Origin of the sequence: Candidatus Competibacter phosphatis, assembly GCF_012939995.1 — a bacterium.
GTDB lineage: Bacteria > Pseudomonadota > Gammaproteobacteria > Competibacterales > Competibacteraceae > Competibacter > Competibacter phosphatis.
Genome location: NZ_SPMZ01000009.1, coordinates 91,388 through 112,840 on the forward strand (window position 1 = coordinate 91,388; position 21,453 = coordinate 112,840).

Annotated in this window: 22 protein-coding genes and 2 pseudogenes; 7 read left to right on the plus strand and 17 right to left on the minus strand. The window is 62.6% G+C overall.

Going from position 1 to position 21,453, the window contains the following annotated elements:
• Positions 1–3: 3 nt before the first annotated feature.
• The 4 genes and pseudogenes from rsxC to argF all read right to left on the minus strand — a co-directional run bounded on the left by rsxC (position 4) and on the right by argF (position 3,965).
• The gene (gene rsxC, locus E4P82_RS03030) at positions 4–1,581 is read right to left on the minus strand and encodes an electron transport complex subunit RsxC (protein ID WP_169247507.1); all 1,578 of its coding nucleotides are present in this window, start codon (positions 1,579–1,581) and stop codon (positions 4–6) included.
• Positions 1,578–2,150, minus strand: a complete 573-nt coding sequence (gene rsxB / locus E4P82_RS03035) for an electron transport complex subunit RsxB (RefSeq protein ID WP_169247508.1) — start codon at positions 2,148–2,150, stop codon at positions 1,578–1,580. The genes rsxC and rsxB overlap by 4 nt, the downstream gene beginning before the upstream one ends.
• A gap of 4 nt (positions 2,151–2,154) precedes the next feature.
• Positions 2,155–2,737 (minus strand): annotated as a pseudogene (gene rsxA, locus E4P82_RS03040) (electron transport complex subunit RsxA).
• 306 nt (positions 2,738–3,043) lie between these two features.
• Positions 3,044–3,965 (minus strand): annotated as a pseudogene (gene argF / locus E4P82_RS03045) (ornithine carbamoyltransferase).
• Between the two features lie 223 nt (positions 3,966–4,188).
• Between argF and E4P82_RS03050 the strand changes: the two are divergent.
• Positions 4,189–4,680 carry an NUDIX domain-containing protein gene (locus tag E4P82_RS03050; RefSeq protein WP_169247509.1) on the plus strand — a complete coding sequence of 164 codons (492 nt, stop codon included), beginning with the start codon at positions 4,189–4,191 and terminating at the stop codon, positions 4,678–4,680.
• Between the two features lie 77 nt (positions 4,681–4,757).
• On the opposite strand, the gene ptsP is transcribed toward E4P82_RS03050, so the two are convergent.
• The 13 genes from ptsP to ppdK form a co-directional block, all read right to left on the minus strand.
• The gene (ptsP, locus tag E4P82_RS03055) at positions 4,758–6,515 is read right to left on the minus strand and encodes a phosphoenolpyruvate--protein phosphotransferase (RefSeq protein ID WP_169247510.1); all 1,758 of its coding nucleotides are present in this window, start codon (positions 6,513–6,515) and stop codon (positions 4,758–4,760) included.
• 12 nt (positions 6,516–6,527) lie between these two features.
• Positions 6,528–6,797: an HPr family phosphocarrier protein gene (locus E4P82_RS03060; RefSeq protein WP_169247511.1), complete on the minus strand. Its 270-nt coding sequence runs from the start codon at positions 6,795–6,797 to the stop codon at positions 6,528–6,530.
• Positions 6,798–6,842: 45 nt separating this feature from the next.
• A complete protein-coding gene (rapZ, locus tag E4P82_RS03065; protein ID WP_169247512.1) occupies positions 6,843–7,709 on the minus strand; it encodes an RNase adapter RapZ in 867 nt (288 codons plus the stop codon).
• Positions 7,700–8,644, minus strand: a complete 945-nt coding sequence (gene hprK, locus E4P82_RS03070; RefSeq protein ID WP_169247513.1) for an HPr(Ser) kinase/phosphatase — start codon at positions 8,642–8,644, stop codon at positions 7,700–7,702. The genes rapZ and hprK overlap by 10 nt, the downstream gene beginning before the upstream one ends.
• The gene (locus E4P82_RS03075) at positions 8,641–9,114 is read right to left on the minus strand and encodes a PTS sugar transporter subunit IIA (RefSeq protein ID WP_169247514.1); all 474 of its coding nucleotides are present in this window, start codon (positions 9,112–9,114) and stop codon (positions 8,641–8,643) included. Before E4P82_RS03075 ends, hprK begins: the two co-directional genes overlap by 4 nt.
• Before the next feature lie 9 nt (positions 9,115–9,123).
• Positions 9,124–9,447: a ribosome hibernation-promoting factor, HPF/YfiA family gene (hpf, locus tag E4P82_RS03080; protein ID WP_169247515.1), complete on the minus strand. Its 324-nt coding sequence runs from the start codon at positions 9,445–9,447 to the stop codon at positions 9,124–9,126.
• 162 nt (positions 9,448–9,609) lie between these two features.
• Positions 9,610–11,064, minus strand: a complete 1,455-nt coding sequence (locus E4P82_RS03085) for an RNA polymerase factor sigma-54 (RefSeq protein ID WP_169247516.1) — start codon at positions 11,062–11,064, stop codon at positions 9,610–9,612.
• A 114-nt stretch (positions 11,065–11,178) separates the two neighbouring features.
• Positions 11,179–11,904: an LPS export ABC transporter ATP-binding protein gene (gene lptB / locus E4P82_RS03090; protein WP_169247517.1), complete on the minus strand. Its 726-nt coding sequence runs from the start codon at positions 11,902–11,904 to the stop codon at positions 11,179–11,181.
• Between the two features lies 1 nt (position 11,905).
• Complete coding sequence (gene lptA, locus E4P82_RS03095) at positions 11,906–12,430, minus strand: lipopolysaccharide transport periplasmic protein LptA (protein WP_169247518.1); 525 nt, start codon at positions 12,428–12,430, stop codon at positions 11,906–11,908.
• A complete protein-coding gene (gene lptC, locus E4P82_RS03100) occupies positions 12,411–13,001 on the minus strand; it encodes an LPS export ABC transporter periplasmic protein LptC (RefSeq protein ID WP_169247519.1) in 591 nt (196 codons plus the stop codon). Before lptC ends, lptA begins: the two co-directional genes overlap by 20 nt.
• Before the next feature lie 12 nt (positions 13,002–13,013).
• Positions 13,014–13,535, minus strand: coding sequence for a 3-deoxy-manno-octulosonate-8-phosphatase KdsC (gene kdsC / locus E4P82_RS03105; protein ID WP_169247520.1), 522 nt, complete (start codon positions 13,533–13,535; stop codon positions 13,014–13,016).
• A 24-nt stretch (positions 13,536–13,559) separates the two neighbouring features.
• A complete protein-coding gene (locus E4P82_RS03110) occupies positions 13,560–14,531 on the minus strand; it encodes a KpsF/GutQ family sugar-phosphate isomerase (RefSeq protein WP_169247521.1) in 972 nt (323 codons plus the stop codon).
• Positions 14,532–14,854: 323 nt separating this feature from the next.
• Entirely contained in the window at positions 14,855–17,623 is a 2,769-nt protein-coding gene (gene ppdK / locus E4P82_RS03115) for a pyruvate, phosphate dikinase (protein ID WP_169247522.1), read from the minus strand.
• A gap of 343 nt (positions 17,624–17,966) precedes the next feature.
• Here ppdK and E4P82_RS03120 point away from each other — a divergent pair, with 343 nt between their 5' ends.
• From E4P82_RS03120 to E4P82_RS03145, 6 genes are all read left to right on the plus strand, one after another.
• Positions 17,967–18,812, plus strand: coding sequence for an ABC transporter ATP-binding protein (locus E4P82_RS03120; protein WP_169247523.1), 846 nt, complete (start codon positions 17,967–17,969; stop codon positions 18,810–18,812).
• Positions 18,809–19,594, plus strand: a complete 786-nt coding sequence (gene mlaE / locus E4P82_RS03125) for a lipid asymmetry maintenance ABC transporter permease subunit MlaE (RefSeq protein ID WP_169247524.1) — start codon at positions 18,809–18,811, stop codon at positions 19,592–19,594. The genes E4P82_RS03120 and mlaE overlap by 4 nt, the downstream gene beginning before the upstream one ends.
• A gap of 2 nt (positions 19,595–19,596) precedes the next feature.
• A complete protein-coding gene (mlaD, locus tag E4P82_RS03130) occupies positions 19,597–20,079 on the plus strand; it encodes an outer membrane lipid asymmetry maintenance protein MlaD (RefSeq protein ID WP_211203002.1) in 483 nt (160 codons plus the stop codon).
• A 131-nt stretch (positions 20,080–20,210) separates the two neighbouring features.
• Positions 20,211–20,822, plus strand: a complete 612-nt coding sequence (locus tag E4P82_RS03135) for an MlaC/ttg2D family ABC transporter substrate-binding protein (protein ID WP_169247525.1) — start codon at positions 20,211–20,213, stop codon at positions 20,820–20,822.
• On the plus strand, positions 20,822–21,118 hold the full coding sequence (locus tag E4P82_RS03140) for an STAS domain-containing protein (protein ID WP_169247526.1): 297 nt from the start codon (positions 20,822–20,824) through the stop codon (positions 21,116–21,118). Before E4P82_RS03135 ends, E4P82_RS03140 begins: the two co-directional genes overlap by 1 nt.
• An 88-nt stretch (positions 21,119–21,206) precedes the next feature.
• Positions 21,207–21,452, plus strand: coding sequence for a BolA family protein (locus tag E4P82_RS03145; protein WP_169247527.1), 246 nt, complete (start codon positions 21,207–21,209; stop codon positions 21,450–21,452).
• The last annotated feature ends 1 nt before the right edge of the window (position 21,453 follow it).

A 21,453-nucleotide genomic window follows, 5' to 3' on the forward strand; every position in this document is an offset into this window, starting at 1 on the left:
CGCTCAGCCGTCCCGCTCGGCACCATCGGCGGTGACCGCAACCGATGGTTGTGGCTCGTCCACTGGCGCCGCGCCTCGCTCCGGCCGGGCGCGGGCGACCGCCGCCTCGATGGGCAACTGATCCACTTCGAGCGCCTTGGCCGCCGGCACGGGCCGAGGTGGCGTTTTCTGGCGCAGTTTGGCCTCCCGTTCCTTTTGCTCGCGTTCCAGCCGCTCCAGCCGGGCCTGATGCCGCTGCCGGGCCAGCTCAGCTTTTTGCTTCTCCTTTTCCTGCGCCCAGATTTCGTTCTTGGCGTAGCGGTAGAACTGCACCAACGGGATGTGGCTGGGGCAAACAGTGCTGCAACAGCCGCATTCGATGCAACTGAACAAGTGATAATCCTGCGCCTTGTCGAACTCCTTGGCGCGGGCATGCCAGTACAACTGCTGCGGCAGGAGGTTGGCCGGGCATACTTCGACGCAAGCCCCGCAACGGATGCAGGGCATCGGCGGCTGTTCGGGCGGCAACGCCTCGGCGCCGGCGGCGAGGATGCAGTTGGTGGCCTTGGTCACCGGGACCCCGTCGTCGTGCAGGGCAAATCCCATCATCGGCCCGCCCATGATCAGCCGCTCGACTCCATCCCAATAGCCACCGCACAACTCGACCAGCGCCGCGAACGGCGTACCGAGCAGGACCTCGACGTTGCCCGGCTGGGCGACTTGGCCGGTCACGGTGACGACGCGGGACAGCACCGGCTCGCCAAAATCGATGGCGCGGTGAACGGCATGGGCGGTGGCGACATTGAAACACTGGACGCCAATATCGGCCGGCAGGCCGTCGAACGGGATTTCCTTCCCGGTCAGTAGATGGACCAGTTGTTTCACGCTGCCGCTGGGATAGCGGGTCGGCACCACTCGGACCTGATAACCGGTGCCGGCGCAAGCCGCGGTCATGGCGGCGGCGGCATCCGGTTTGTCGTCCTCGATGCCGATCAACACCTCGCGCGGTTCCAGCAGATGCACCATGACGTGCAGACCGGCGACGATCCCAGCCGCGCGCTCGCGCATCAGTCGGTCGTCGCAAGTGATCCAGGGCTCGCACTCGGCGCCGTTCAAGATCAAGGTGTCCAGCGACTTGTCATGGCCACCCGGATTCAGCTTGACCGCGCTGGGAAACACCGCGCCGCCCAGTCCGACCACGCCGGCATTGCGCAACGCGCCGCGCACCTCGCTCGAATGCAGCCGACGGTAATCCACCGCTTGCCGCTCGATCCAGCGTTCCTCGCCGTCGGTGTCGATGATCACGCACGCATCCGGCAGGCCGGAGGGGTGCGGCACCGGCCGCGATTCCACCGCCGTCACCATGCCCGAGCTCGGCGCGTGCACGGCGGCGCTGATATAGCCGTCGGCCTGGCCGATCATCTGACCTTTCAGCACCCGGTCGCCGGCCTGCACCAGAGGCTTGGCGATGGCGCCGATATGCTGACGCAGCGGCACCGTCAACTGCCGGGGCAAGGGACCGGCCAGGATCGATCCTTGGTTGGATTCGATCTTGTGACGGACGGTCTTGAGCCCGCCGTGAAACGGAAACAAGGCGCTCATGCGGCGGCTCGATCCGTTGGCCGGTGGATCTCGGGGGTCGGATTCGGATAGGCCCACTTCCAGTTCGCAATGGTTTGCACGACCGGCACCATGTCGATGCAATCCACCGGACACGGCGCCAAACACAGCTCGCAACCGGTGCACTCCCGGTCGATGACCGTATGCATATGTTTGGCCGCGCCGAGAATGGCGTCCACCGGACAAGCCTGGATGCACAAGGTGCAACCGATACAGTTCTGCTCGTCGATGACCGCGACCATCTTCGGTTTTTCGATCCCATTGTCCGGATTGAGCGGCTTGGGATCGCAGCCTAGCAGTTCGGCCAAGGCGACGATGCCGTTTTCGCCGCCCGGCGGACACTGGTTGATGTCCGCCTCGCCAGCGGCGATGGCTTCGGCATACGGCCGGCATCCGGCATAACCGCATTGACCGCACTGGGTCTGCGGCAGGATGGCGTCGATCTTGTCCACGATGGGATCGCCTTCGACCTTGAAGCGCACGGCGGCAAACCCCAGCAGCAGGCCCGAAATCCCCGCCAGGGCGCTCAGCACCACAATTGCCGCAATCATTGTCTCAACCTCTGGCCAAACCGGAAAAACCCATGAACGCCAGCGACATCAGCCCGGCGGTCACCAAGGCGATCGCCGCCCCGCGAAACGGCACCGGCACATCCGCCACCGCGATGCGCTCGCGCATGGCCGCGAACAGCACCATCACCAGCGAGAAACCGATCGCCGCCCCGAAGCCGTACAAACCCGACTCGACGAAGCCGTGTCGAGTCTGCACGTTGAGCAGCGCCACCCCCCAGCACCGCGCAGTTGGTGGTGATCAGCGGCAGATAGATCCCCAGCACCTGATACAGCAAGGGACTGGTCTTGTGCACCACCATCTCGGTGAATTGCACCACCACTGCGATCACCAGAATGAAGGCGATGGTGCGCAGATACTCCAGCCCCAGCGGCGCCAGCAGATACTCGTCGGCCAGATAAGCGCAAATCGACGACAGCGTCAGCACGAAGGTGGTGGCCAACCCCATGCCCATGGCGGTTTCCAGCTTGCGGGAAACCCCCATGAAGGGGCACAAGCCCAGAAATTTCACCAAAACGAAATTGTTGACCAGGATCGTCCCGATCAGAATCAGCGCATATTCTTTCATGGCGCGCGATGTCCGGACAGTAATATTCCGGGCCGTGGAAAATAGCCCGCGAATCTGGAGAAGAGCTCGTAAGAAACGCTCGCGGTTGCGAATGCGACCCCGACAGGCGGTGGCGACGGGAACAGCGTAGGCATGCAAGAGGGCGCGAAACAACGACGATTCGCGTCGGTTAATCTATCAGATTCGCCCGCGCTTCCGCCAGACGGCTTCGGCGCAAGCTTATAGCATCCGGCTATGTAGGCCGTCGTTCCACTTGCGCGGTCGCCGGCCAGACGCGGAAACCGCGACTGGCCCGTTCCAGCCATTTCAAGCGGAAACCGGCGCATCCGACAACAGAAATTCCATCAGCGCCTTCTGAGCGTGCAGGCGATTTTCGGCCTCCTCCCACACCTGGCTTTGCGGTCCGTCGATGACCTCGGCACTGACCTCCTCGCCTCGATGCGCCGGCAGGCAATGCAGGAAAATCGCCTCGGGCTTGGCCTGGGCCATGACCTCGGCGTTGACCTGATAGCCCTTGAAATCCTGTAGCCGTCGTTGCTGCTCCTCTTCCTTGCCCATGCTCGACCATACGTCGGTGGCGATCAGATCGGCTCCTCGGGCCGCGACCAGCGGATCGCGCAGCAACACCACCCGGCCGGCCGCCTGTTCGAGTAAATCCGCGTCCGGCTCATAGCCGACCGGCACGGCGATCCGCAACTGGAAATCGAACTGGCAGGCGGCGCTAAGATAGCTGTTGCACATATTGTTGCCGTCACCGATCCAGGTCACGGTCCGCCCGCGAATGTCGCCGCGATGCTCGATGAAGGTCTGAATGTCGGCCAGCAATTGGCAGGGATGGTTGTAGTCGGTCAGCCCGTTGATGACCGGCACGCTGGAATACGCGGCGAAATGCTCTACCTTGGCATGCTCGTAAGCACGGATCATCACCAGATCCACCATGCTCGACAACACCCGCGCGGTATCCTCGATCGGTTCGCCTCGACCCAGTTGCGTATCGCGCGGCGACAGGAAGATGGCGCCGCCTCCCAATTGCACGATGCCGGCCTCGAAGGAAATCCGGGTGCGAGTCGAGGCTTTTTCGAAAATCATGCCCAACACCTTCTGGGGAAACGGCACATAGCGCTCCCCCCCGACGGTATTGCGTCTTCAACTCGCCGGCGCGCCGCAGTACGTGCCGCAACTCCGCGGGCGCCAGATCGAACAGGCTGAGAAAATGGCGTGGTTTCATGAATAGGGATCGCTGAAAAATACGGATTGCCGGCAATCCGTTCTGGTGGTCGCACAGCGGCTTGGGGAACATTCGCTCCGGCCCGGTGCGGAAATTCCGCAATCCGCTTTCCAAAATCAAAAACGGCGGCACTGGTGAGCCGCCGTGAAAAAATATTATAAGTCAGAAGTCGATTTTTTGGCGGATGGACGCTGCCCTCCTCCACGCTACCGGACGATTCGCGATGTCAGTCAATTTTTGCCCGCAATGCGGCAACTCCTTGCAAAGCGCCGCCATCGACGGCCGCTCCCGACAGCACTGCAACGCCGCCAACTGCGGCTATGTGCATTGGGACAACCCGGTGCCGGTGGTCGCCGCCATCGTCGAATTGGACGGCGCGGTCATTCTGGCCCGCAACCGGGGCTGGCCGGAGAAAATGTATGGGCTGATCACCGGTTTTCTGGAGCGGGGCGAAACCCCGGACGCCGCCGTTCTGCGCGAGGTGCGCGAAGAACTGGGCCTGGACGTCGCCACCGCCCGCTTCATCGGCTATTACCCGTTTTTCGAGATGAACCAGTTGTTGCTGGCTTTCCATGTGCCGGCGCACGGACCCATCACCCTCGGCGAGGAACTGGCCGACATCAAACGCGTGCCGATCGAACGGCTGAAGCCGTGGACCATCGGCACCGGTCCCGCCGTCCGCGACTGGCTGGCAAGCCGTCGATCCGCCGTCTAGACAACAGGAGCGGCCACCAACGCTCGCCATCCGGCCGGCGGCGGCCCTGAAAGCCCTGAAAGCCCTGAAAGTAAGGATCAATTCTGGGCGACGCTCTTGAGCGCTTCGGTGTATTTCTCGGCGTCGGTGGTGCGCAGCAGGCGGCGGACCACCGACACCAACTCAGCGACCTCGCTACTCTGAATGACCCGCTTGATCTCCAGCAAGGCGGTGGGGTGCATGCTGAACTGAGTCAGACCGAGCCCCAGCAACAACCGGGTGTAGCGGGGATCGCCGGCCATCTCCCCGCACAGGCTGACCGGAATGCCGGCTTTGTGACCGGCGAGGATGGTGTTGTGGATCAGCATCAGCACCGCCGGATGCAACGGATCGTAGAGATAGTTGATCTCGTCGTCCACCCGGTCGATGGCCAGGGTGTACTGGATCAGATCGTTGGTGCCGATCGACAGAAAATCCAGATAGCGGGCGAATTGGGGCGCGCACACCGCCGCCGCCGGCACTTCGATCATGCCGCCGACCGGCATCTTCTCGTCGAAAGCCAGACCCCGATCGCGCAATTCCTGCTTGGTCTCCGCCACCAGCCGCAGCACCTGGAAAACCTCCTGAATGGCGGACAGCATCGGAATCATCATCCGCACTGGCCCGTGCGCCGAAGCCCGCAAGATGGCGCGCAACTGCGGGCGGAACATCGCCAGATCCTTGAGACACATCCGAATCGCTCGCAAGCCGAGCGCCGGGTTGGTGCAGACCGGGCCGCCGCCACGGCCGCCGTCCACCTGCTTGTCGGCGCCAAGGTCGGCGGTGCGAATGGTGATGGGGCTGCCTTCCAGCGTCTTGATTACGTGCAGATAGGAAGCCAGATGCTCTTCCTCGTCCGGCACGTCCGGACGATTCATGAACAGGAACTCGGTGCGGTACAGACCGACCCCGTCGGCCACCACGTCCCGCACCGCCGCGGCATCCTCCGGCAATTCGATGTTGGCGTACAACGCGATCGTCAGCCCGTCGCGAGTGATCGCCGGCTTGCCCTTGAGCTTGTTCAACTCACGTTGCTGCTGGCGCTCCTCCTTCTGCTTGTGGCGGTAATAGCGCAAGATCCGCTCGTCCAAACCGAGCAGAATCACACCTTGGCGACCATCGACGATCACCGGTTCGTCATGGCCCAGGTAAGCGCGGGCGTTACGCGCGCCGACCACCGCCGGGATGCCCAGGCTGCGCGCCAGAATGGCGGTGTGGGACAACGGGCCACCGTACTCGGTCACAAAAGCCAGCACCCCCTGATGTTGCATCAGGATGGTGTCGGCCGGAGTCAGATCGTCGGCGACGACGATGCGTCCCTCCAAACGACTGGACGCCAGTTCGGTGTAGTCGGGGTCGTTCAGATAAGACGGGTCCTCGGTCACCAGCACACGCTGCACCCGCCGCACCACATGCTCCACATCGTCCTTGCGGGTGCGCAGATACGGGTCGTCCATGTCCTCGAATACCTGGACCAGCAGATCCCGCTGGATCTTCAACGCCCATTCGGCATTGCACTTGCGTGTGCGAATCAGCTTGATCGGCGCCTCGGTGAAAGTCGCGTCTTCCAGCATCAGCAAATGGGTGTCGATAAAGGCGGCAACCTCCGTCGGCGCCGTCGGAGGAACCTGGACCCGCACATCGCGCAATTGCCGCCTGGCTATCTCCAGACTATTCAGAAAACGCTGGACTTCATCCTCGATGATGGCGTCGGGGATGGTGTACTCGGTGATTTCCGGCTGGTTGCGCTGCAGCAGGTAGGTTCTGCCGATCGCATACCCCCGGGAAACCCCGATGCCATGCAGCGAAAACGGCATGCGGAAGCCCTCTCATTCGCTCTCGTCGAAACGGCGGCGCACCAGATCTTCGAGATGTTCGAGCGCCTGCTCGGCCTCGGGACCGCTGGCGCACAACTCCAATTGGGCGCCACGCGCAGCCGCCAGCATCATGACACCCATGATGCTTTTACCGTTGACTTCGCGCCCGTCGCGCAGCAGCCGGATTTCGGCGTCGAATCCGGCCGCCAGAGTCACGAACTTGGCGGCGGCTCGGGCGTGCAACCCCAGTCGGTTGATGATGACAATTTCCCGCTTCAACACCTTGACGCTCCCTCTATTCCCCAGCCGATCCAATCGCTCATTGGGCTACACCGTCAATTTTAGTTCTCGATGACGGACCATGACATAGTCACGCAGTCCGCCGAAATGGCGGGCCAGGGCCTCGGCGACGAACACCGAGCGATGCTGGCCGCCGGTACACCCGATGGCGACGCTCAGATAACTCCGCTCGCTGCGCTCGAATCGCGGCAACCATCCCTCCAGAAAATGGCCGATGTCGGCGATCATCGCGCCGACGTCCGACTGGCGGCCGAGAAAATCGATCACGGCCGCGTCCAATCCGGTCAGCGGACGCAACTGCGGCTCCCAGTGCGGGTTGGGCAGACAACGCACATCGAACACGAAATCGGCGTCGGCGGGTACGCCATTCTTGAACCCAAACGATTCGAACAGCAGCGACATCGCTTCGCCGGGCGTCTCGTGCACGCGGGCGCGAATCAACTCGCGCAATTGGTAGAGATTGGTGTCGCTGGTATCGACGATCAGATCGGCGCAGGCGATGATCGGCTCCAGCAAGCGTCGTTCCTGCTGGATCGCTTCCCGCAGCGGAATGTCGCCCAACGCCAGGGGATGCCGACGCCGGGTTTCGCTGTAGCGCTTGAGCAGCGTCTCGTCGTCGGCTTGCAAAAACAACACATCCACCCGCAGGTCGCTGGCGCGCAGTTCGGTCAACGCAGTGGGAAACCGGTGCAATTCATCGATGAAATTGCGTGCGTCCACCCCCACCGCCACGGTCGGCGGCAACAGGTCGCTGGCGGCGGTGATTTCCCGCGCCAAGGGTAGAATCAGCTTGAAGGGCAGATTGTCGACGCAGTAGTAGTCCAAGTCTTCCAGGGTTTGCAGCGCGATGGTCTTGCCGGAGCCGGACAAACCGCTGACGATGATTATTCGCATGGCATGGCCCTCGCCATGGTTTTTTCCATGCGCGCCATCAGATCCTGTTCGGCGCGATATCCGCCCAACCGCAGGATGTGATCACGCACCGCGCATTCCACCAGCACCGCCAGATTGCGGCCGGGCGCGATCGGCAGGGTGATCGCCGGTACCCCGACGCCCAGAATCGCCCGGTTTTCCCGCATTCCCTGCAATCGGGCATCGGCCGGCGGCGAGATCTCCTCCATCTTGACCAGGTGGAGAATCAATCGGACGCGCTTGTTGCGCTTGATGGCACTGTCTCCAAACATACGGCGGATGTTGAGAATGCCGAGCCCGCGCACTTCCAGCAGATCGCTCAGCGCGGGCGGACAGGTCCCTTCCAGGACCGTCGACGCCACCCGGGTCAGGGTTGGGGTATCGTCGGCGATCAGACGATGACCGCGACTGATCAGTTCCAGGGCTAGCTCGCTCTTGCCGATGCCGCTACCGCCGGTGATCAGCACTCCCAGGCCGAACACTTCAAGCAGCTCGCCGTGCACCACGGTGGAAGCATCCAGACCATGCCGGTAATGATCGAGTTGCTCCAACACTACTTCGGGCGTGGCCGAACTGGACCAGAGCGGAATGCCGGCCTTCTCGGCGCCGACCCGCAGCGCCTCGACCGGCTCCACGCCGCCGCACACCAGCACCGCGCCGGTGGGAAATGCCAGCAGATCGCGAATCAATGCCTCCCGCACCGTCGATTCGAGTCGACCGAAAAAATCACTTTCCTCCGGACCGCAGATTTGCAACCGGGGCGCATGGACCCAGTTCAGTCGGCCGTACAGGGGTACGCCGGCTTCGGCCGGCGGCCACAAGATGTGTTCCGCCCCCGCCGCGCCGCCGGCCCAGCTCAGGTTCAGCACGGTTTCCAGCGCCTGGAATACCTCCTTCACCCGCGCCGGCTGGTTCATGGCAAGATCGTGACGGCCGGCTTCCAAGTCTGGAACCGGGTAAACAACATCTGGTCGGAATCGGTTTCCCGCAATTGCTGGCAAAACGCCTGGTCGCTGAACATTTCCGCCAGATAGGAAAGAATCTTGAGATGTTCGTCGGTGTAATGATCCGGCACCAGCAGACCGAACACCAAGTCCACGGGCTGCCGGTCGATGGCGTCGAAATCCACACCCTTCCTCAACTTGACGAACGCGCCAATGGCCTGCTGGCTGTGCTCGAAGCGACCATGGGGCAGGGCGACCCCATGGCCCAGACCCGTACTCCCCAAACGCTCCCGGCCGATCAGGCTATCGAAGATCGGCCGGACCGCCAAATCGGGCTGACCGGTGGCGAGCAGCTCGCTCATGATCTCGATGACCCTTTTCTTACTGGCTACTTCGCTGTCGCAAACGATCCGGTCGGAGGTAATCAGGTCTGTAATATCCATAAGACTCACTCAAGGCTGGGGATAGCTGCGCGCCTTTTCGCCACGATGCTTGTCCGTCAGTTTTTCCTTGTGTTTCTTGATCTGACGGTCGACCTTATCGATCAGGGCATCAAGCGCGGCATACATATCCTCGTCGATGGCATCGGCGAAGATTTCGTTACCGGCCACATGGATCGTCGCTTCGGCCTTCTGGCTCAGTTTATCGACGCTGAGAATCACCTGGGCGCTGGTCACGTTGTCGAAATGCCGCTCGATGCGCTCCAGCTTGTCGTGCACGTAGTCGTGCAGCGCCTGGGTGATTTCCACATGGTGTCCGCTCAGTTTGATTTGCATGACATGGGCTCCTGACTGGCAGGTCTTGTTTGGGTCGGGCGTCGGAACCGTCGAGCGGCGCGCGATCCATGGCGGTCGCTCGACCGTTGCGGATTCGAACCGTCCGGCATGCCCCGGGCTCCCGTTGCAATGCCCCTTGCGGGGCGGGTATTCCCCGTCCGGTCAGACGAGGCGTTTACGATCCGAAGAAGAGGGCACGGACATGGCTTCCCGATATTTTGCCACCGTGCGCCGGGCCACCTGAATTCCATCGGCCTCCAGCAGTTTGGCGATCTTATCGTCGCTGAGCGGCTTGCCGGGGTTTTCCGCCTGGATCAGCTTGCGGATCATGGCACGGATGGCGGTGGACGAACACTCGCCGCCGTCGCTGGTGCCGACATGGCTGGAAAAGAAATATTTCAGCTCGTAGATCCCTCGCGGCGTATGCATGTATTTCTGAGTGGTCACCCGCGAGATGGTCGATTCGTGCATGCCCAGTGTCTCGGCGACATCCCGCAGAATCAGCGGCTTCATGTACTCGTCGCCCTGCTCCAGAAATTCCCGCTGACGTTCGACGATGCAGGTGGCCACCTTGAGCAGGGTCTCGTTGCGATTTTGCAGGCTCTTGAGAAACCAGCGCGCCTCCTGCAAATGGTTTTTCAGATAGGCCGCATCGCCGTTCGAGCCGCTTTGCCGCGCCAGGGCCGCGTATCGGGCGTTGATGCGCAGCTTGGGCATGTTATCGGGGTTCAGCTCGACCCGCCAGGTATGGCGCTGGCGGTAGACCAACACGTCCGGCACGACGTACTGCGGCGCGGCGTTGGACAGGCGGGCACCCGGATGCGGGTCCAGCGACTGAATCAGGCTCACGATACCCTGTAGCGCCTCGCGCGTCACCTTGAGCCGGCGCATCAAGCCGGTGAAATCGCGCTCGGCCAGCAGTTCCAGATGATGCTCGACCAGACGGCGCGCCTCGGCCAGCCACGGGGTATCGGCCGGCAGTGTCTCCAGTTGCAGCAACAGGCATTCGGCCGGGCCGCGGGCGCCGACGCCCTGCGGATCGAATCGTTGAATCCGCCCCAAGACTTTCTCGGCTTCGGCCGGCGTCATCGCAATTTCATCGGGCAAACCCTGGCAAATCTCCTCCAGCGACAAGGTCAAATAACCGGATTCGCCGATCGCGTCGATGATGGCGGTGGCGACCGCCAGTTCCCGCTCGTCGAACGGCGTCAGCCGCATCTGCCAGTACAAATGGTCGCGCAACGATTCCCCGGCGCCGGCATAGCGCTCGTAGGGATCCCATTCCTCGTCCTCGCCGCGGGAATAGTTGGTCGCGCCGTCATACGATTCGTAGACATCCTCCCAGGCGCTGTCCACCGGCAGTTCGTCCGGCAGGGTACTGGCCGCCGCGTCGATTTCGGTCTCGGAGCCGTCCGCCGTCTGAGCGGCGGAGGTTTCCGGCCGCACCGGCAGATCCTGCAGCTCGTCGGCCTGCTCCAGCATCAGGTTGGAGTCGAGAACCGCCTGCACCTCCACCTGCAAGTCCAGGCTGGACAATTGCAGCAGGCGAATCGCCTGCTGCAATTGGGGAGTCATGGTCAGTTGCTGACCCAGGCGTAGCTGTAATGACTGTCTCATAACCATTCAAGCCTGCATCAAGCCGCTTCACTTAACCTAGCTATAATCCTAGCGGGTTTTCGGCTAGAGTGGCTAACGTGGCGGACATTTGCCAGCCGACCGATTCCCGTTGGGTCAAAGCTGGAACGATTCACCCAGATAGACCCGACGGACTTGCTGATCGGCGAGAATCGCGCCGGGATCGCCTTCGGCGATCACCCGGCCCTCGTTGAGAATATAGGCGCGGTCGCAAATCCCCAGGGTCTCCCGGACATTGTGATCGGTGATCAACACGCCGATCTGGCGCTCGCACAGGTGGCCGATGATGCGCTGGATATCCAGCACCGACAACGGGTCGACTCCGGCAAACGGCTCGTCCAACAACATGAACGCCGGCCGCGCCGCCAAGGCCCGGGCAATCTCCACCCGTCGGCGCTCCCCACCCGACAAGCTGATGCCGGAACTGTCGTGCAAGTGACCGACATGCAGCTCGTGCAACAGTTCCTCGGCCAGCGGTCGACGCTCGGCTTTGGTGAGATCCGGCCGGGTTTCCAGAATCGCCATCACATTGTCCAACACCGTCAGCCGCCGGAATATCGACGGTTCCTGAGGCAGGTAGCCGACCCCCAACCGCGCCCGCGCGTGCATCGGCAGATGGGTCAGGTCACGGTCGTCCAACAACACCCGCCCTTCGTCGCAATGAATCAGACCGACCATCATGTAAAAGGTGGTGGTCTTGCCGGCGCCGTTCGGCCCCAGCAGACCGACCACTTCGCCGCTGGCGACCGTCAGCGAGGCGGCGTCCACCACCACCCGCTTGCGGTAGCGCTTGACGACCTCCTTGGCAATCAACTGGGCCATATCAGGGCTTCTTGGTGGCGGGGAGCACGCTTTGCCCGCGCGGCTGGATGGTGAACTGGATGCGACCGTTCGCGCCGGCGCCGCGCGCCCGCACCACATCGCCCTTGAGATCGTATTCCACCTGATCGCCGGTAAACACATCCTGTCCCTGCACCAACCGGGCATCGCCGCTCATGACCACTTTGGCGCTGCCGACGTTGTATTCGACCCGCTGGCTGGTGCCCAGGATTTCCGGCTTGTCGGCCGCCGGCTTGTAGCGCAGGTTGACGGGCTTTCCCACCGCTTCCATCCGTTCGAAGCTGCTGTCCTTGACGTGGATGGTGGCGGTGTCGGCGGTCAGTCGCATCGAACCCTGGCTGATCACCACGTTGCCTTCGTAAACGCTCACGCCGGTCTTCTGGTCCAACTGGCCACGGCTGGCTTCCAGATGAATCGGCTGCTCGCGATCCTCCGGCAGGGCGGCGGCCGGGGACGCCACCAGCGTCAGCGTCAGCGCCAGTCCGAATTTACGGCTTGGGGGATTCATAGACACCTCGCACTTCGGAAAGCAGTTCCAAGCGCTCCTGATCCAGATAGGCGCGCACGCCGACCGCACGCAACTCGCCGCCCGGCGTCACCGCCCGCGCCGGCGCGGCGGTTTCGGCGTAACGGCTGTCGGGCCGCACCAGCACGTCGCGGGTAGTCATGGTGACCGGTGGCTGGCCGCTCTCGGCGGTACGGATCATCACTACCTTGCCTTCCAGTCGAACCTGCTCCTGGTTGGGGGCGATCCAACCTTGTTCGGACCGCAGCCGCCATTCGCGGGTCCGGCCATCCGGCTGATACCAGTCCATTTGCGGCTGCTCGACCTGAGTACCGAGCTGACCCGGCAATTGCTTCAACAAAGGGGCCTCAAGCACATACTCCGGCAAGCCGGCAACCGTCATGCGCACCGCCCGAAACCGCTGGATCACCAGCACCGGTTCCTGACTCTCGACTGGAACCGGTTCGCGCAACGAGGATTCCACCCAGCGCAACAGGCTGTAGCTCAACCCGGCCAACAACGCCAGACCGGTCAGATACAGGCTGCCGCGCACCGTGCCACCGCCCTCTTTCACCCGGCCGCCGCCCTACAGATACCGGCCGCGCAGGGCCGCCAATTGGCCGCGCGCTTCCAGCAGCAGCTCGCAGACATCGCGCGCCGCGCCGCGCCCACCGCAACTGGGCGTCTGCCAGTGGGCGTGCTGTTTGACGAACGGGTCGGCGTCCTGCACCGCGATGGCCAAACCGACCCGGGTCATCACCGGCAGATCGATCAGATCGTCGCCCACGTAAGCCACCTGTTCCGCATCCACACCCAGCCGCGCCCGCAGGCTGTTGAACACCGCCAATTTATCCTGCACACCCAAATAGGCATGGCGGATGCCCAAATCGGCCATGCGCCGCTCCACCGAGGCGGCGTGACGACCGGAGATGATGGCCACCTCCACGCCGGCCTCAAGCAGCATCTTGATGCCATGGCCGTCCCGAATATGGAAGACCTTGTATTCGTCGCCATCGTTACCCAGGTAGAGGTGGCCATCGGTCAACACGCCGTCCACGTCGAAGATGACCAACTGAATCTGGGTAGCCTTGCTCAGGATATCGCGCATGATCGATCTTCCGCCGGATGGAGATTACAACACGCCGGCGCGCAACAGATCGTGCATGTTGAGGATGCCGGCCAGCTTCCCAACGGAGTTTACCACCGGCAGGGCGTTGATCTTGTACTGTTGCATCATCCGCAGCGCCTCGGCGGCCAAGGTGCCGGACGCGATGGTCTTGCAGTCGCGGATCATCACTTCGGCGACCCGAGCGGCATGCACGTCCACCTGCCGGTCCAGTGCCCGGCGCAGGTCGCCGTCGGTAAACACCCCCAGCACCCGCTCTTCGCCATCCACCACCACGGTTGTGCCCAGACCTTTTCGGCTCATTTCCAGCAAGGCATCTTTTAGCAGATCGTCGGGCACGTTGCGCGGTATTTGCGCGCCGATGTGCATCACATCGTCGGTGAGCAGCAGCAGGCGGCGGCCCAATCGGCCACCGGGGTGGGAACGGGCGAAATCCTCGGCGGTGAAGCCGCGCGCTTCCAGCAGCGCGACCGCCAGGGCGTCGCCCATGGCCAGCGTGGCGGTGGTGCTGGAAGTCGGCGCCAGCCCGAGCGGACAGGCTTCCTGGGAAACGCTGACGTCGATATGCACATCCGCATTGTTCGCCAGTGTCGAAGCAGGATTGCCGGTCAGGGCGATCAGCGGCACGCCCAGCCGCTTGAGCAACGGCAGCAGGGTCAGAATCTCGTCGGTTTCCCCAGAATTGGACAACGCCAGCACCACATCCCGAGCGGTGATCATGCCCATGTCGCCGTGGCTGGCTTCGGCCGGGTGAACAAAAAAGGCCGGGCTGCCGGTGCTGGCCAGCGTCGCCGCGATCTTGCCGCCGATGTGCCCGGATTTGCCAATACCGAGCACCACGATGCGGCCCTGGCAGTGCAACATGAGATCGCAGGCATTGACGAAGTCGCCATCAATGCGGCTTTTGAGTTGTTCCACCGCTTGGGCTTCAATCGTCAAAACCTGGCTGGCCAGTTGTCTCAACTTATCGGGGTGCATGGTAATTCCAAAATGCTCCTTTCATCTTCGCGCCGATCCCGCGGAATCGGCAAGATCGCCGCAATCAGGTTTGCTCGCGCTTTTTCCTTGGCGCGATCCCGTGCACTACGGGTATTTCCAAGCAACCAGCGACGAACCACTGTTCATCGCCTTCGATCATCGCCATGGATTCATTAGCCCATTAAAAGACCCGGCTTCGGCTGATCGTCAAACCCAAACAAGCCTGCTGGATTCGACAGTGGCTTTCACACGAAAAAAAGGGCGGCCAGCGCCGCCCTTGGCATTTCCGATAGCGGCACCGCCCGAAGCGGTGCCGCCCGTTCTCAGCCGGTTGTGGCCGGCTTGAACTCCTCTTCCAGCAATTTGGCGTGCGCCGCCGCCAACCGGGCAATCGGCACCCGAGGCGACGAGCAGGACACGTAGGTCAGGTTAGCATAGTGGCAGAAGCGCATCGAAGCCGGATGACCGCCCTGTTCGCCGCAAATGCCGACCTTGAGACCACCGCGAGTCTTCCGGCCATTTTCGACCGCGAACTGCATCAACTGACCGACGCCCGCCGTATCCAGCGCTTCGAACGGATTGTCCTTGAGGATCTTGGCGGAGTTGTAGAACGGCAGGAACTTGTTCTCGGCATCCTCGCGCGAGAAAGAGAACGTGGCCTGGGTCAAGTCATTGGTGCCGAACGAGAAGAATTCGGCGACACCGGCAATTTCACCGGCGCGCAGACAGGCCCGCACCACTTCCATCATGGTGCCGAACTCGAAATGCACCTTGACCGCGTACTTGGCCTCGACCTGGGGCAGCACTTCGTCGACCAACGCCTTCACCCGCTTCAACTCTTCCACGGTGCACACCTGCGGCACCATGATTTCGGGATGGACGTTCACCTTCTCTTGGATACATTCCGCCGCCGCTTCCAGAATGGCGCGGATCTGCATCTTGTAAATCTCGGGATAGGTCAGACCCAGGCGGACGCCGCGATGACCCAGCATCGGGTTGATTTCGTGCAGGGCGCGCGCCTTCTGCAGGATTTCTTCCTTCTTGGCCAGCACGTCGGCAACCAGGTGGCTGTCGTTGAGAATACCGAGCTGCTCGACGGCCTTCGGGTTGACCTGGCTGAGAATCTGGCTGATCGCTTCCAAGCCCTGGGCGGTATGGCGCAGATGGCGCAGATGCTCGATGTCGTCGATCAGGGTCTGCTCGGAAGGCAGGAACTCGTGAATCGGCGGATCGAGCAGGCGCACCGTGACCGGACGCGGCGCCATCACCCGGAAGATTTCCTTGAAATCGCTGCGCTGCATCGGCAGCAGCTTGGCCAGCGCCGCTTCGCGGTCCTCGGTGGTCTCGGCCAGGATCATCTCCAGGACCAGCGGCAACCGCTCCTTGGCATTGAACATGCGCTCGGTGCGGCACAGGCCGATACCCATCGCGCCGTAGTTGGAAGCGCGCTGCGCCGCTTCCGGGGTGTCCGCGTTCGCCATCACCTTGAGAGTGGCGATCTCATCGGCCCAGCTCAGCAAGGTACGCAATTCCGGGGTGAACTCTGGCTCGACGGTGGGAACGGCGCCCAGATAGACTTGGCCGGTGCCGCCGTCGATGGTGACCACGTCGCCCTCATGCAGCACCTTGTCGCCGATGATGGCTTGGCGCTGATGCACGTTGACCAGGATGTCTTCCGCGCCGACCACGCAGGGCTTGCCCATGCCGCGCGCCACGACCGCCGCGTGGGAGGTCTTGCCGCCGCGACTGGTCAGAATACCCACGGCGGCGAAGAAGCCATGGATGTCTTCCGGCTTGGTTTCCTCGCGCACCAGAATGATTTTCTCGTTGGCGCCGCGCCCGCGTTTCACCGCGGTGTCGGCATCGAACACGATCTTGCCCGACGAAGCACCGGGAGATGCACCCATTCCCAGCGCCGCCGGCGCCACTTTTTGCTTGGGATCAAGCTGCGGGAACATCATCTGTTCGAGCGACTCGGGATCGATCCGCAACAACGCCTTTTCGCGGGTGATCAAACCTTCCTTGGCCATTTCCACCGAGCTACGCACCATGGCCTGGGCATTCATCTTGCCATTGCGGGTTTGCAGGCAGTACAGCACACCCTTCTCGATGGTGTACTCGTAGTCCTGCACTTCGTGGTAATGACCTTCCAGCTTGTTACGTAGTTCGACGAGTTGCGCATACAGTGACGGCATTTCGTCCTTCATCTCCGCGACCGGCTTCGGGGTGCGGATACCGGCGACCACGTCCTCGCCCTGGGCGTTGACCAGATACTCGCCGTACATGACGTTTTCGCCGGTGCCGGGGTCGCGGGTGAAACCCACGCCAGTCGAGCAATCGTTACCCATGTTGCCGAACACCATGGTCACGATATTGACGGCGGTGCCGTTGGCCTGCTCCGGGGTGATCTTGAACTCGCGGCGGTAGTCCACGGCGCGCTGACCCATCCACGAGTTGAACACCGCCTTGACCGCCAGCTCCAACTGCTCATAGGGATCTTGCGGGAACGGCCGCCCGGTCTGCTCCTGGACGACTTGCAGGAACAACTGGCCGATATCGCGCAGATCTTCGGCGCTCAGGGCCACATCCACCTTCACCCCGGCGCGGCGCTTGATCGCCTCGAAGTGCTCGTCGAAGTAATGGTCATCCACGCCTAGCGCAATCTTGCCGAACAACTGGATAAAGCGGCGGTAGGCATCATAACCAAAGCGCTCGTTGCCGGTCAGCTTGATCAAGCCGGCAAGTGTCTTTTCGTTCAACCCGAGATTGAGAATGGTGTCCATCATGCCCGGCATGGACATGGCGGAACCGGAGCGCACCGAAACCAGGAGGGGATTGCCGGCGCCGCCGAATTGCTTGCCGGTTTCCTGCTCCAGCCAAGCCATGTGTTCGCGCAAGTCGCTCATGATCCCATCGGGCAGGCGATTGTTGGCGTTGATGTAGTCCAAGCAGGCTTCGGTGGAAATCACGAAGCCCGGCGGCACCCGCAGGCCGATCTGGGTCATCTCGCAAAGGTTGGCGCCCTTGCCGCCCAGCAACATCTTATTTTTGCCATCGCCTTCGGTGTATTTGTAAATGTACTTCTTCGCCATGATCCTACCTTCACAAGTGGTTGAGGGAGTGTCGGACCCATCCGACTTCGCAACAGCATAGACTATCCGGCGCCGTCTTGAACGATCCGCCGGGCTGGTTTCTGCCACCGGGGTTACGCGCGCGGAAATAAGGTATAGCCAGTCAGGGAATATGTTCGCCGGCCGACCAATCGACCCGTATCGCTCCCAAAGATAGCCATATACCTCGGAAATTGCCAAGAACATCTGGGGCGGCGGCGGCTAGGAGCCGATAGCGGTCATTTGACTTGCCGACGACTTGGCCGGAAGATAGCAATCCTTTTATGCATCCGCTCCAGCCGTTATTCTCAAGTTTAACAAAAAGATGCTCGCAATCAGCGCCCGTTCGGACTTCGCTCCGCCCCACGACGACCCTCTGGTAACCATGCGCCGCCTATCGTTCAGTCGCGGCGAACACCGTATCTTCCGAGAGTTGGATCTGACCATCCCGCGCGGCAAGGTCACCGCTATCATGGGGCCGAGCGGCACCGGCAAGACCACGCTGCTACGGTTGATCGGCGGCCAGATCCGCCCCGATGCCGGTCGCATCGAGGTCGATGGCATCTGTGTCCACGAACTCGGCCGCAAGGAACTGTACCAACTGCGCAAGCGCATGGGCGTGCTGTTTCAGAGCGGCGCGCTGTTCACCGACCTGAGCGTGTTCGACAACGTCGCCTTCCCGCTGCGCGAGCACACCCGCCTGCCGGAATCCCTGATCCGCACCCTGGTGCTGATGAAACTGGAAGCGGTCGGCCTGCGCGGTGCCCACGCCTTGATGCCGTCGCAACTGTCGGGCGGCATGGCTCGTCGGGTGGCGCTGGCCCGCGCCATCGCGCTCGACCCGACGATGATCCTGTACGACGAACCGTTCGCCGGTCAGGATCCGATCTCGATGGGCGTGCTGGTGAAATTGATCCGCACCCTCAACGACGCGCTCGATCTGACCAGCATCATCGTCTCGCACGATGTCAAGGAAACCGCCGCCATCGCCGATTATCTTTATCTGATCTCCGACGGTCAGGTGGTGGAGCACGGCACGCCACAGGATTTGAGCCACTCCGCTTCGCCTTGGGTGGATCAATTCATGCATGCCCTGCCCGACGGTCCGATGTCCTTTCACTATCCGGCGCCGCCTTACGAAACCGATTTGCTGACGGGCACTCCGTCATGATGGCGTCGCTGGCGGAATTGGGGCGCTTCGCACTGGATCGGTTGGCTCGGCTGGGCCGGGCCAATCTGTTCCTGCTGCAACTGCTGCGCGCGCTGTCGTTTCTGTTCCGCCGCCCCGGTCTGCTGGTCAAGCAACTGCACGCGGTCGGCGTGCTGTCGCTGCCCATCATCCTGGTCTCCGGCTTGTTCGTCGGCATGGTGCTGGGCCTGCAAGGATACGCCAACCTGGTGGATTTCGGCGCGACCTCCTCGCTGGGCACGGTGGTGGCGCTGTCCCTGATCCGGGAGTTGGGGCCGGTGCTGACCGCGCTGCTGTACGCCGGCCGGGCCGGCTCGGCGCTGACCGCCGAGATCGGGCTGATGCGGGCCACCGAACAACTGGCCAGCATGCAGATGATGGCGGTCGACCCGTTTCCCCGGGTGCTGGCCCCGCGCTTCCTGGCCGGCTGCATCGCGGTACCCCTGCTGACCGGCATTTTCACTGCGGTCGGCATCCTGGGCGGCTACCTGGTCGCGGTGGTGCAACTGGGCGTGGACGGCGGCTCGTTCTGGGCACAGATGCAAGCGAAAGTGCAGTTGCTCGCCGACGTCGGCAACGGCGTCCTCATCAAGAGCACCGTGTTCGGGCTGGTAGCCAACTGGATCGCCTTGTTCGAAGGCTATCAGGCGCAGCCGACTTCGGAAGGCGTCAGTCTCGCCACCACCCGCACCGTGGTGGACACCTCGCTGGCGGTGCTGGGCCTAGATTTCCTGCTGACCGCCCTGATGTTCGGAGAGTGGTAATCATGAAACAAAAGAATCTGGAGCTGGCGGTCGGCCTGTTCGTCGCGCTGGGACTGGCGGCGTTTTTCATGCTGGCGATCAAGGTGAGCGACCTCAGCAGCTTGGGAAACGATGAAGGCTACCGCGTCACCGCCCATTTCGAAAACATCGGCGGCCTCAAGGCCCGCGCCCCGGTCACGCTGGGCGGCGTGCGTGTCGGCCGGGTCGTCGGCATCGGCCTGGACCCGCAAAGCTACGAAGCCGTGGTCACGATGTCCATCGATCCCAAGTACGACCGCTTGCCGACGGACTCCAGCGCCAGCATTCTGACCTCGGGATTGCTGGGCGAACAATACGTCGGGTTGGAACCCGGCGGCATGGATAGCTATCTCAAGGAGGGCGGGACGCTCAAGCTGACCCAATCGGCACTGGTGCTGGAAAAACTGATCGGGCGGGTGTTTACCAACATGGCGTCGGGCGAATCCGCGCCACCCAAGACGCCCTGACCGACCGCGCCCTTTCCGATCCGGGCTCGCCGGCGTGAACATGAGACAAATTCCCGTCATTGACGATGCGGCCAGCGGCATCCCCGCGAACGCCGCCCCCTGTTTCCTAGATTAAAGAGTGAGCCAATCCGATGAAACGAGTGATCGCTCTCGGCCTACTGCTGCTGGCGTTGGGCGGCGGCGCCATCGAAGCCGCCGTCAAACCCCCGCAGGATGTGATCCAGGACACCTCGACGCGAATGATCGATGCCTTGCGGCAAAACCGCGCGAAGCTCGACCGGGACCCAGGGCAGATTTACGGACTGGTCGATCAGATCGTGTTGCCCAATTTCGATTTCGAACTGATGTCGCGCTGGGTGTTGGGCCGGGCCTGGCAACAGGCCAGCCCCGATCAGCGCCGTCGCTTCACCGAGGAATTCCGCACCTTGCTGGTCCGCACCTACGCCAAGGCGTTGCTGGAGTATTCCGGCGAAGACATTCGGCTGCTGCCGCAACCGACCGTGGGGGACGGCAGCGAGGTGACGGTCAAGACCGAAGTGCAACTGAAAGCTGGGCGACCGATCCAGATCAACTACAGCATGCATCTCAACAACGATGGCTGGAAAGTCTACGATGTGAAGGTGGACGGGGTCAGTCTGGTCACCAACTACCGCAGCACCTTCGCCAGCCAGATCCGCGCCAACGGCATGGACTCGGTCATCGCCGATCTCCAGCAGCGCAACACCGCCCAAGGACCGCGCTGATGACCTCGGCGCGGGTCAGCCGTGACGGCGACATCCTGCGCGTCCAGGGCGAGCTGAATTTCGATTCCGTCGCGGAGCTGTGGGAAACCACCGAAGCGCTGTTCGCGGACACTCCGCTGCTCCGCATCGATCTCAGCGGGATCAGCCGCTCCAACAGCGCGGGAGTGGCTCTGCTGGTGCAATGGCTACGCCAAGCGCGCCGCCGCCAGCGGGAACTGCTCTTCGTCGACATCCCGGCACAGATGCGCGCCATCATCCGAGTCGTCGATCTGGAAACGTTGCTGCCCACCGCCTGACGGCGAACTGCCCTGCGCTCCGCTTCTCACGTTCCGACCCCAACCGCTCCCCCAATCACCCTTTCTCATCGAGCCAGGATTGACCGCGATGCAAGCACAAGACATCGAACGTCTGATCGAAGAACAACTGCCGGACGCACGGGCCACGGTCCGCGGCGATGACGGCGTCCATTTCGAGGCGGTGGTCATCAGCACAGCCTTCGCCGGCAAGTCGCTGTTGCAGCAGCACCGGCTGGTGTACGCGGCGCTGGGCGGGCGCATGGAGCGCGAGGAAATCCACGCCCTGTCCCTCAAGACCTATACGCCGGACGCTTGGCAAAAACTACCATCCTGAC

Bases quoted from the DNA above. Each gene is read 5' to 3' on its own strand.
- ptsP (WP_169247510.1), bottom strand. From the start codon at position 6,515: ATGCCGTTTTCGCTGCATGGCATCGGGGTTTCCCGGGGGTATGCGATC.
- rsxB (WP_169247508.1), bottom strand. From the start codon at position 2,150: ATGATTGCGGCAATTGTGGTGCTGAGCGCCCTGGCGGGGATTTCGGGC.
- mlaE (WP_169247524.1), top strand. From the start codon at position 18,809: ATGATGGCGTCGCTGGCGGAATTGGGGCGCTTCGCACTGGATCGGTTG.
- kdsC (WP_169247520.1), bottom strand. From the start codon at position 13,535: ATGCGCGATATCCTGAGCAAGGCTACCCAGATTCAGTTGGTCATCTTC.
- E4P82_RS03050 (WP_169247509.1), top strand. From the start codon at position 4,189: ATGTCAGTCAATTTTTGCCCGCAATGCGGCAACTCCTTGCAAAGCGCC.
- E4P82_RS03145 (WP_169247527.1), top strand. From the start codon at position 21,207: ATGCAAGCACAAGACATCGAACGTCTGATCGAAGAACAACTGCCGGAC.
- E4P82_RS03140 (WP_169247526.1), top strand. From the start codon at position 20,822: ATGACCTCGGCGCGGGTCAGCCGTGACGGCGACATCCTGCGCGTCCAG.
- E4P82_RS03085 (WP_169247516.1), bottom strand. From the start codon at position 11,064: ATGAGACAGTCATTACAGCTACGCCTGGGTCAGCAACTGACCATGACT.
- E4P82_RS03075 (WP_169247514.1), bottom strand. From the start codon at position 9,114: ATGGATATTACAGACCTGATTACCTCCGACCGGATCGTTTGCGACAGC.
- lptB (WP_169247517.1), bottom strand. From the start codon at position 11,904: ATGGCCCAGTTGATTGCCAAGGAGGTCGTCAAGCGCTACCGCAAGCGG.
- E4P82_RS03135 (WP_169247525.1), top strand. From the start codon at position 20,211: ATGAAACGAGTGATCGCTCTCGGCCTACTGCTGCTGGCGTTGGGCGGC.
- rsxC (WP_169247507.1), bottom strand. From the start codon at position 1,581: ATGAGCGCCTTGTTTCCGTTTCACGGCGGGCTCAAGACCGTCCGTCAC.
- rapZ (WP_169247512.1), bottom strand. From the start codon at position 7,709: ATGCGAATAATCATCGTCAGCGGTTTGTCCGGCTCCGGCAAGACCATC.
- ppdK (WP_169247522.1), bottom strand. From the start codon at position 17,623: ATGGCGAAGAAGTACATTTACAAATACACCGAAGGCGATGGCAAAAAT.
- E4P82_RS03110 (WP_169247521.1), bottom strand. From the start codon at position 14,531: ATGCACCCCGATAAGTTGAGACAACTGGCCAGCCAGGTTTTGACGATT.
- hpf (WP_169247515.1), bottom strand. From the start codon at position 9,447: ATGCAAATCAAACTGAGCGGACACCATGTGGAAATCACCCAGGCGCTG.
- E4P82_RS03120 (WP_169247523.1), top strand. From the start codon at position 17,967: ATGCTCGCAATCAGCGCCCGTTCGGACTTCGCTCCGCCCCACGACGAC.
- mlaD (WP_211203002.1), top strand. From the start codon at position 19,597: ATGAAACAAAAGAATCTGGAGCTGGCGGTCGGCCTGTTCGTCGCGCTG.
- lptA (WP_169247518.1), bottom strand. From the start codon at position 12,430: ATGAATCCCCCAAGCCGTAAATTCGGACTGGCGCTGACGCTGACGCTG.
- hprK (WP_169247513.1), bottom strand. From the start codon at position 8,644: ATGAACCAGCCGGCGCGGGTGAAGGAGGTATTCCAGGCGCTGGAAACC.